Source organism: Thermodesulfobacteriota bacterium, from assembly GCA_040756475.1.
Lineage (GTDB): Bacteria > Desulfobacterota > Deferrisomatia > Deferrisomatales > JACRMM01 > JBFLZB01.
Map to the genome: position 1 here is coordinate 1 of JBFLZB010000148.1, position 8,891 is coordinate 8,891.

8 protein-coding genes are annotated in these 8,891 nt (G+C 69.8%); 5 read left to right on the top strand and 3 right to left on the bottom strand.

Going from position 1 to position 8,891, the window contains the following annotated elements; genetic code table 11:
* Both AB1578_17470 and AB1578_17475 read left to right on the top strand, forming a co-directional pair.
* The coding region (locus AB1578_17470) for a multicopper oxidase domain-containing protein (protein ID MEW6489685.1) at window positions 1–1,505 on the top strand (1,505 nt) is incomplete at its 5' end.
* Between the two features lie 166 nt (window positions 1,506–1,671).
* Window positions 1,672–2,385, top strand: a complete 714-nt coding sequence (locus AB1578_17475; protein MEW6489686.1) for an SIMPL domain-containing protein — start codon at window positions 1,672–1,674, stop codon at window positions 2,383–2,385.
* 64 nt (window positions 2,386–2,449) lie between these two features.
* Here AB1578_17475 and AB1578_17480 read toward each other — a convergent pair whose 3' ends face one another.
* The 3 genes from AB1578_17480 to AB1578_17490 form a co-directional block, all read right to left on the bottom strand.
* Window positions 2,450–2,704: a hypothetical protein gene (locus AB1578_17480; GenBank protein MEW6489687.1), complete on the bottom strand. Its 255-nt coding sequence runs from the start codon at window positions 2,702–2,704 to the stop codon at window positions 2,450–2,452.
* Between the two features lie 76 nt (window positions 2,705–2,780).
* Window positions 2,781–4,241: a hypothetical protein gene (locus AB1578_17485; protein ID MEW6489688.1), complete on the bottom strand. Its 1,461-nt coding sequence runs from the start codon at window positions 4,239–4,241 to the stop codon at window positions 2,781–2,783.
* Between the two features lie 709 nt (window positions 4,242–4,950).
* Window positions 4,951–5,379 (bottom strand): PPC domain-containing DNA-binding protein, encoded by a 429-nt coding sequence (locus AB1578_17490; protein ID MEW6489689.1) that lies wholly within the window; start codon window positions 5,377–5,379, stop codon window positions 4,951–4,953.
* Window positions 5,380–5,516: 137 nt separating this feature from the next.
* On the opposite strand from AB1578_17490, the gene AB1578_17495 reads away from it, so the two are divergent.
* From AB1578_17495 to AB1578_17505, 3 genes are all read left to right on the top strand, one after another.
* A complete protein-coding gene (locus AB1578_17495; protein MEW6489690.1) occupies window positions 5,517–6,875 on the top strand; it encodes a nicotinate phosphoribosyltransferase in 1,359 nt (452 codons plus the stop codon).
* A 58-nt stretch (window positions 6,876–6,933) separates the two neighbouring features.
* Window positions 6,934–7,851 (top strand): MBL fold metallo-hydrolase, encoded by a 918-nt coding sequence (locus AB1578_17500; protein MEW6489691.1) that lies wholly within the window; start codon window positions 6,934–6,936, stop codon window positions 7,849–7,851.
* 72 nt (window positions 7,852–7,923) lie between these two features.
* On the top strand, window positions 7,924–8,891 hold a 968-nt coding region (locus AB1578_17505), incomplete at its 3' end, for a sensor domain-containing diguanylate cyclase (GenBank protein MEW6489692.1).

Below are 8,891 nucleotides of genomic sequence, written 5' to 3' on the forward strand. Positions count from 1 at the left end.
TCGCCCTGCCCGCCGGGTTGGCCGCGTACGGGTTGGACAACGCCGGGGTCTTCGAGCCCACCGTCCCCCTGGTGATCCAGGACCGGGCGTTCGACACGGCCGGCCAGCTCTTCTTCCAGGCGGACGGGGCGGGGGGGATCCTGTGGGCGCCCAACCCGGAGCACCCCTACTGGTCGCCCGAGTTCGTGGGGGACACGATCGTGGTGAACGGCAAGGCGTGGCCCTACCTGAACGTGCAGGCCAGGCGCTACCGCTTTCTCTTTCTGAACGGCTCGAACGCCCGCACCTACGAGATGTCGCTGCTGAACCAGGCAACCGGCGCCATCGGGCCGCCCCTGTGGGTGATCGCCACCGACGGCGGGTACCTCGACGCGCCGGTCAAGATCGATCCGGCGCTCGGGCAGCGGCTCGTCATGCAGCCCGGCGAGCGCTACGAGGTGATCGTTGACTTCGCGGGCTTCGGGGGCACGAACCTCATCATCCGCAACACCGGCCGGACGCCCTATCCCAAGGGCGCGCCGCCCCAGGGGAGCACGCTTGGGAGGATCTTGCAGCTGCGGGTCGCCGCGGGGACGGTGGCGGACGCCACGTACAACCCGGCGAGCGGCGTGCCCCTGCGCACCGGCGCCCAGGCGATCCAGCGGCTCGTGAACCCCGCCACCGGAGCTCTGGCCGTCGCGGCCCAACGCACCCGCCTCTTGACCCTGAACGAGGTCATGGCCATGCCGATGACCGTCGTCGACCCGGTCACGGGCCTCCTCACGGCCTACCCCGGCGGCCCCCTCGAGATCCTGGTCAACAACACCAAGTGGAGCGGCGAGAGGTTCGTCGGCGTCGATGCCGCCGGCCAATACATCAAGCAGCCCATCCCCGGCTTCGTGCCCGACGGGTTGGGGTACAACTACCTCTCGGAGCTCCCGAACGAGGGGGAGACCGAGGTGTGGGAGATCGTCAACCTCACGGCCGACGCCCACCCCATCCACCTGCACCTGGCCCAGTTCCAGATCCTCAACCGGCAAAACTACAACGTCAACAAGTACACCAAGGCCTACGCGGCAGCGTTTCCCGGCGGCGGCTGGGACGTGACCATGGGCATGGCCTGCGCCGCAGGCGCCTTCTGTCCCGGCTACGGACCCCCGCTGGCCTACGATCCCGCGGCGAACCCGCTCTCCGGCGGGAAGCTCGGCGGCAATCCGAACATCGCGCCTTACCTGCAGGGCGCCATCCGGCCTCCGCTCCCGAACGAGGCCGGCTGGAAGGACACGGTGATCGCGTTGCCCGGAGAGGTGACCCGGCTCGCGGTACGCTACGCGCCGACCGACGCCCCGGCCGCCGCGGCGCCGGAAGCGCTCTCCTACCCCTTCGACCCGGGTGGGGGTGGCCTGTACAACTACGTGTGGCACTGCCACATCATCGACCACGAGGATAACGAGATGATGCGGCCGACGACCGTGGTGCCGAACCCGACGGCGGTTCGCTCCGTGGTGGGCGGCATCGGCTACTGACCGCTGGAAGACGGGCCAGGGCTTTGGAGCACAGCGCCGCGCCGCGGCACGGCGGAAGACCCTGGTCCCGCATCCCCCCACGCATCCGCGGGTCGACGCGGCCTGCCCCGGCTGGTACGGTGGAGCCGGCCGACGTGGGTGGGAAACCTCGGGAGGAGGAAAGACCATGGGGGATCGGAGTGCTCTCGCGACCGCCGCCGCTGCGCTCGCCCTTGCCGCGGCCGTGGCCCTGGCCGGCTGGTTCGTCGGGGACGGGCTCTACCGCGCCCGCAAGAGCGATCGGTACGTGTCGGTGAAGGGGTTCGCGGAGCGGGAGGTCCCCGCGAACCTGGCGCTGTGGCCCATCGTCTTCTCCGTCACGGCCAACGACCTCGGCACGCTCCAGCGGCAGGTGGACGAGGGCACGGCGAAGATCCGGGCGTTCCTCGGGCCCGCCTTCGGCCCCGAGGAGATCTCGGCCGGGGCGCCGCGCATCACGGACCGGGAGGCCCAGGGGATGATCAGCCCCGAGCGGCCGGGGCCCCGGTATGTTGCCGAGGCGGTCGTGACGGTGCGGACCTCTAAGATCGGCGCGGTGCGGGAGACCCTGGCGCGCTCGGGCGAGCTGGTGGGCCGGGGGGTGGCGCTGATTCGCAGCTACGAGTACAACACCCAGTACCTCTTCACCGACCTCGAGTCCATCAAACCTCCCATGATCGCTGAGGCCACCCAAGATGCCCGGCGCGCGGCCGAGCAATTCGCCCGGGACTCGGGCAGCCGCGTGGGCGGGATCCGCAACGCCCAGCAGGGACTGTTCAGCGTGGAGGACCGAGACTCCTTCTCCCCGGAGGTGAAGAAGGTCCGCGTGGTCACCACCGTGCAGTTCTTCCTCGAGGACTGATCCCAGAGAACGGCGCGGGTCTGGGGAGGCTGCACCGCGCAGGGAACTGCCGGGTCCCCGTGGATCAGTCGGGACTGCCCGAACACGCCGGTTGTTCCTGCCGGGAGGCTTCGAGCTGGCGAATCGTCTTTCGTAGCTGCAGGCAGGAAGGGATGGCGACGCACAGGACGACGAACGCTCCGAGGGCGACGAAGGAGAGTTGCCACAAGCCGGCAGCGGCGGTGTAGGACCCGGGGGCGCCCGGTGCCGCCGCCCACGCAGGGGCGTGGCCGAGGAGCAGCAGTGCCGCGGTCGTCGTCTTGCTTCGGGTGCCTCGCATGGTTCGTCCTTTCTTCTGGCCCACGCGGGGACATGGTGTTTCCCTGTGCGATCCCGGAGTTCCGCGGGGCTTCGGGTCAGGTGAGGTCGATCAGATCCAGACTCTCTACGATGGTTCTCTGTTCCCGTAGGTCGTGCACCGACACGCGCAGCCGCTTTCGATTGTCGACGTTGAACTCAAGGTGCAGACGCCGCTCGCCCCAGCGTCCCGGGGGGTCGACGGGTATCACGAGGGGGCCGTCCATTGCGGGCTCGGGCTCCGGCTCTTTCTGAACCCCCACGATGCTGACCTGCTTGTTCTCGCCGAAGACCACCTCCCACAAGGTGCCTTTGCCGTTGACCGTGCTGGTCTTGAACACCTCGAGGTTTACGGCAGTCTGGCCATCGTAGTAGGTGTTCACGACGTAGCAGGCCGTGGGCCTGCGCGTCGGAAACCGGGTGAAGCGGTCCACTACGACCGGGTAGATGTACTCTCCGCTCACGGGATCTCGCATGCGCACCGAGTACGCGGAGCGCACCATGTCGTCTCGGTGTCGATCGGCGAAAACGGCCAGTCCTCCTCGGCACGCGGCCAGCCCTGCCGGATCCCAGAGGACCTTCTCGCCGAACCACTCCTCCATCATCCGTCGCACCGGAGACAGGGAGCTGCCGCCGCCGGTCAGCAGGACACGTTGGGCATCTTCGAGCTGCAAATTCACGAGTCGGGCCTGCTCGCGCATGCGGTCCAGGACCACGCGAACGTAGTCGGTTGCATCGAGCCCGCCGAGCATCGGCCGACATGTGTCGAGGTCGAGCCCATCCAGGCTGGTGTCGTGCAACACGAGGTTTCTGCCGTCCAGGGCGGCCGCCGGGACGTCGGATGCGGCCTGATGCCGCTGCCACAGGGCCGCCAGCTTCAAGTCCGCCATCCCAACGGGCACACGGGCCGAGGCCCTCACGACCGGCGACGTGTCCGATTGGGCTCCAAGCGGGTAGAACTGCACGAGCCGTGCGCGGATCGAGGAAAAGCCGTAGTCGACGACCAGGAGCAGGTCCTCTTCGAAAAGGTTTATGCCGTGGCCCACAGCCAGGGCCATGTCCTCGTCGACCGGAGTCGCCGAGCGAGCGCCCGCGCAGGGGACCGAGCGGAGCCAGTCGGCACACGCGTTCCCTTTGCTGGACGGGCAGATCAAGGCCAGATCGAAGTCGCCCTCCAGATGGCCGCCCAGATGTTCCACCAGGAGTCTCAGGTACTCTGACGCCGCCTGCTTGTGGGAGATGCGTCGCCCTCCCACGATGCGCGGAACGTCGGCCGGGTGCATCACGTGGTCTTTGAGGTCCTGAAACGTGCCTTCCGCATGATAGTTTCCCGACCGCAGCACCTGGTCGCCGATCTCCACGGTATCCCCCAGATGGATGAGAGACGGCACGAACCAAGCCTCGGGCGCAGGCTGGGTGACGCGCGCGATGCCCTGGAGCGGCCCGCACCCTTTCCACGCGGCATCCTCGACGATCACCGCGGTGTTGTAGTTGCCAAAGTGGATCGCGACCCGTGTCACGTGCGCTCCTCCCCCATGGGCTGCCCCAGATCTCGCCCCGCATTCCAGGGTTTGTGGTGGTCAGGGTGCGACGGACTCCCTGGCAGTGGCTCACCGTCCTTCTGCACGTGGCATGCCAACGCGGGTCCGGATTCCCTGCGCCCGGGGAACTTGAGAAAAAGAGTACGAGGGGTGGGGGGAGAACGCGTCGAAACGTATGAGCGGAACATACACCCCGCCAGACGGGGGGAGCGCCGTAGTGCTGCGAAAATGCTGGACGGGCACTCGAGGATCTCGGCGCCCTCGCCCCGGTGGACGGTGTATCAGCCGGGAATACCGCTTCGGAGGTAGGACATGGGACCGTGAAGGGCTGCCACGGGCCGACGCGCATGATGGGACGGCTGGAGTCGGGGGACGAGCGGAGGGATCCAGCACGCCTCGATCTTCCTGCGCTCCTCTCAGAGCCTGTGAAACAATCTGCTACGCGACCGGAGTGCTTCGTTGCGCACTCGCTCACTCCTCGCCTATCTACACGATATGTCTCGTCGTTCGCTCACGCGCGCCTCGCACTCCGGTCTGCTCGCGACGATTCCTTCACAGGCTCTCCGTTCCTCTGCGGGTCGGCGGCGGTTCCCCGGGTGGGGGCGGGAGCACCCAGGCAATCCGCCCCGCGCCCCCGGGTGGTCTGGAGCCCGCGGTGCCGTTTCGCGTGGCCCCAAGAACCGCCTCTTCATTCGGTCCACAGGGGCAGCCGCGTCGCCTCGTCGTGGCCCCGGTGGAGCTCCGCGCCCTCCAGGACCTCGATGGCGAGCTCGCAGGCGAAGACCCGGGTGCCGGGGACCAGGTGCCCGCCGAAGGCCCGGCCCTGGGCGTCGCCCAGGGTGAGGTGGGCGTGGACCATGGGCTGGCCGTCCCGCAGGGAGACGTTGCCGACCAGGGCGAGAATTTCCATGTCCTGGTCGAAGTCCAGGTAGCGATACTCGTAGGCCTCCTGATCGTAATACCCCACCCGCGCCTTCTCCACGGCCCCCAGGGCCTCGAGGCGCCCCAGGCGGACCCCCTCCTGCCGCACCAGGGCCGTCAGGGCCTCCAGGAGGTCGTCTCCCCGCTGGAGCCGTCCCAGCAGGACGTCTTTCGGGCGTACCCGCTTGATGAGCATCGAAGCCCTCCCTTCCATGAAGTTTCCTCGGGCGCGCACCTTACCATCCGCTCCGGGCCCGCACAAAGTCCCCTGGTTGCACGGGCCCGGGATTCGGCTACTCTCGGAGCGCCTGTGACCCGGGAGGAGGAAGATCCATGGAGGCGCGAAACGACCTGGCCCTGCTGACCGACCTCTATGAGCTCACCATGGCGGCGGCCTACCACCGAAGGGGGATGTTCGCGCCGGCCACCTTCAGCCTCTTCATCCGGGAGTATCCTCCGAACCGGGGGTTCCTGGTGAGCGCGGGGCTGGAGGACGTGCTCGCCTACCTGGAGTCCTTTGGCTTCTCCCCTTCGGACCTCGCCTATCTGGAAGGGCTGGGGCTTTTCTCCCGGGACTTTCTGGGCTACCTGGAGGGGGTGCGCTTCACCGGCGACGTGGTGGCCCTGGGGGAGGGGCGGGTCTTCTTTCGGGACGAGCCCATCCTGGAGGTCACGGCGCCCATCATCGAGGCGCAGCTCGTGGAGACCTTCGTGCTCAACGCCGTGAACCTCCAGACCGCCATCGCCACCAAGGCGGCCCGGTGCGTCCACGCGGCCCGGGGGCGCAGCCTCGTGGACTTCTCCCTGCGGCGCACCCACGGCCCGGATGCGGGGCTCCGGGTGGCGCGGGCGAGCTACCTGGCCGGGTTCTGGGGCACGAGCAACGTGCTGGCCGGCAAGCGTTACGGCATCCCGGTGGCGGGCACCATGGCCCATTCCTTCGTGACGAGCTTCGAGGACGAGACCGAGGCCTTCCGGGCCTTTGCGGAAACCTTTCCCCAAAACACCGTGCTCCTCGTCGACACCTACGACACCGTGGCCGGCGCCCGCAAGGCGGCGGCCGTGGGCCGCGAGATGAAGGCACGAGGCGAGCGGCTGCGCGGGGTGCGGCTCGACAGCGGAGACATGGCCGCCCTGAGCCGGCAGGTCCGGCAGGTGCTGCGGGAGGAAGGGCTCGGCGACGCCACGATCTTCGCCAGCGGCGGCTTCGACGAATTCAAGATTGCCCGGGCCCTGGCCGGGGGGGCCGAGATCGACGCCTTCGGGGTGGGCACCAAGATGGGGGTCTCCGCCGACGCGCCGTACAACGACATCGCCTACAAGCTCGTCCAGTACGACGGCCGCCCGGTGCTCAAGCTCAGCGCGGGAAAGGTGACCCTGGCCGGGGAGAAGCAGATCTTCCGCGAGGTCCGGGAGGGCCGCCTCGCGGGGGACACGCTGGCCCTGCGCGGCGAGACCCTGCCGGGCGAGCCGCTCCTGCGCCCGGTCCTGGCAGGAGGAACGCGCACCGGGCCCCCGGAGCCCCTGGGCGTGGCCCGGGAGCGGCTGCTCGCCGAGCTCTCCCGGCTTCCCGAGGCCCACAAGGCCCTGGAGGGTCCGGAGCCCTTTCCCGTCTCCCTGAGCCCCGCGCTGCGGGACAGCCAGGAGCAGGTCGTCCACCACGTGCGGGAAAAGGAGCTCGGGGAGAGCTGACACTCGGGCCGCAAACCGGTACCCTCGCCCCCTCTTCTCCGACACGGGAGCCTCCCCGATGGACGCCTTTCCGCGCGAACTAGCCCCGGGCCTCTGGGTGCTCGGCGACCCCTATACGAACGTCTACCTGGCGCGGGGAGGCCGCCGGTCCGCTCTCATCGAGGCGGGCATCTCGGCCGGGGTGGACGCGGTACTGCAACAACTCGCCGCCCTCGGAGCGAAGCCGGGCGCGATCGTGGTGCCCCATCCCCACGCGGACCACGTGACGGGCCTGCCGGGGCTCCGGGAGCGGTTTCCCGCCGCGGAGGTCCTGGCGGGCCTCGGGGCCGCAGCGTTTCTGGCCCATCCCCGCGCCGCCGCGGCCGCCGTGGCCGAGGATCGGCACCTGTGGGAGTTCTACCGGCGCGCGGGGCTCTCCCCGGGGCGGCTGCCCCTGGACGCGGCACCCTCCCTGGAGGGGTGCCGGACCGTGGCCGACGGGGAAGCTCTGGACCTGGGGGGGCTCACCCTGCGCTTCCTCGCGGTGGGCGGCCACGCCCCCGGGCAGCTCGCCGTGCACCTGCCGGAGGCCGGGGCCCTGGCCGTCTCCGACGCCCTGGGGTTTCGCTTCCCGGGGCGGGGCTTCCTTCCCGTCTACTTCACCTCCCTGGCCGAGCACCTGGCCACCCTCGACCGGCTGGAAGCCCTGGTGCCCCAAATCCTGTGCCCGGCCCACCTGGGGCCGCTGGCCGGGGAGGAGGCGCGGGAGGCCTTTGGGGATGCCCGGGCAGCCACCCACCGCCTGGCGGCCCGGGTGCGGGTCAACCGCCACCGCCTCGAGGCCTTCGCCGAGGAGCTCTTCCAAGAGATCTACACCGGCGAGTTTCGCATGTACACCGAAGCCAACATCCGCAACTGCGTGGCCCTGCTCTTGCGGCGCAGCCTGGAGGGCGAGGCCGCCGCGCAGGGCCGTGGGCCTGCACCCCAGACCCGGTGACGGGCCCGCCCGATCGGTTCTGGCCAACGCACACGGAAAGGGAAAGGAGCCCCGGATGGTGACGGAGGCGGCGTGGAACGACAACCGGTTCTGGCCCCTGTGAGCGGCACCGAGGCCGCGCCGCTGCCCGCGGAGGGCTTTTGCCGGGACCTGGTCGAAAACCTCTTCGACGGGGTCTACTTCGTGGACCTGGAGCGCCGCATTACGTACTGGAACCGCGGCGCCGAGCGCATCACGGGGTACCGGGCAGAGGAGGTGATCGGTTCCCGGTGCGCGGACAACCTGCTGGTGCACGTGGACGAGTCCGGCGTGCAGCTCTGCCGGGAAGGCTGCCCCCTGGAGGCCACCTGCCGGGACGGCCGCCTCCGGGAAGCGCGCGTCTTCCTGCGCCACCGGGGGGGCCACCGGGTGCCGGTGCTGGTGCGGGCATCCCCCATCCGCGACGGGCAGGGCCGCATCATCGGGGCGGCCGAGGTCTTCTCCGACGTCTCCGCCCAGGCCGAGGCCCAATGGCGGGCCGAGGAGCTCGAAAAGCTCGCCCTCCTGGACCACCTCACCGGCGCCGCCAATCGGCGCTACATGGAAATCCTGCTCGCGGCCAGGCTGGGGGAGCTGGAGCGGTACGGATGGCCGCTCGGGGTCCTCTTTGCCGACGTGGACCGTTTCAAGGAGCTCAACGACGCCTTCGGCCACGCCGCGGGAGACCGGACCCTGGCCCTGGTGGCGCGGACCCTGGCGTCGGGCGCCCGCTCCTTCGACGTGGTGGGGCGCTGGGGGGGCGAGGAGTTTCTCGTGCTCCTGGTCAACGTCACCGGAGCCGAGCTGGAGGAAATCGCCGAGCGCCTGCGGCTGCTCGTGGAGAGCTCGCGCCTGCCGATTGCCTCGGGGGACCTTCACCTCACGGTCTCCATCGGCGCCACCCTCGCGGTCCCCGGCGATACGCCCGAGGCGCTGGTCGGGCGCGCCGACGCCCTCATGTACCGGAGCAAGCACGGCGGTCGCAACCGCGTCACCACCGACCTGGGGACCCAGGGTACAGG

What these genes read in the sequence shown, in the direction of transcription:
- AB1578_17480 (MEW6489687.1), bottom strand. Translation starts at nt 2,704, where the DNA reads ATGCGAGGCACCCGAAGCAAGACGACGACCGCGGCACTGCTGCTCCTC.
- AB1578_17500 (MEW6489691.1), top strand. Translation starts at nt 6,934, where the DNA reads ATGGACGCCTTTCCGCGCGAACTAGCCCCGGGCCTCTGGGTGCTCGGC.
- AB1578_17490 (MEW6489689.1), bottom strand. Translation starts at nt 5,379, where the DNA reads ATGCTCATCAAGCGGGTACGCCCGAAAGACGTCCTGCTGGGACGGCTC.
- AB1578_17475 (MEW6489686.1), top strand. Translation starts at nt 1,672, where the DNA reads ATGGGGGATCGGAGTGCTCTCGCGACCGCCGCCGCTGCGCTCGCCCTT.
- AB1578_17495 (MEW6489690.1), top strand. Translation starts at nt 5,517, where the DNA reads ATGGAGGCGCGAAACGACCTGGCCCTGCTGACCGACCTCTATGAGCTC.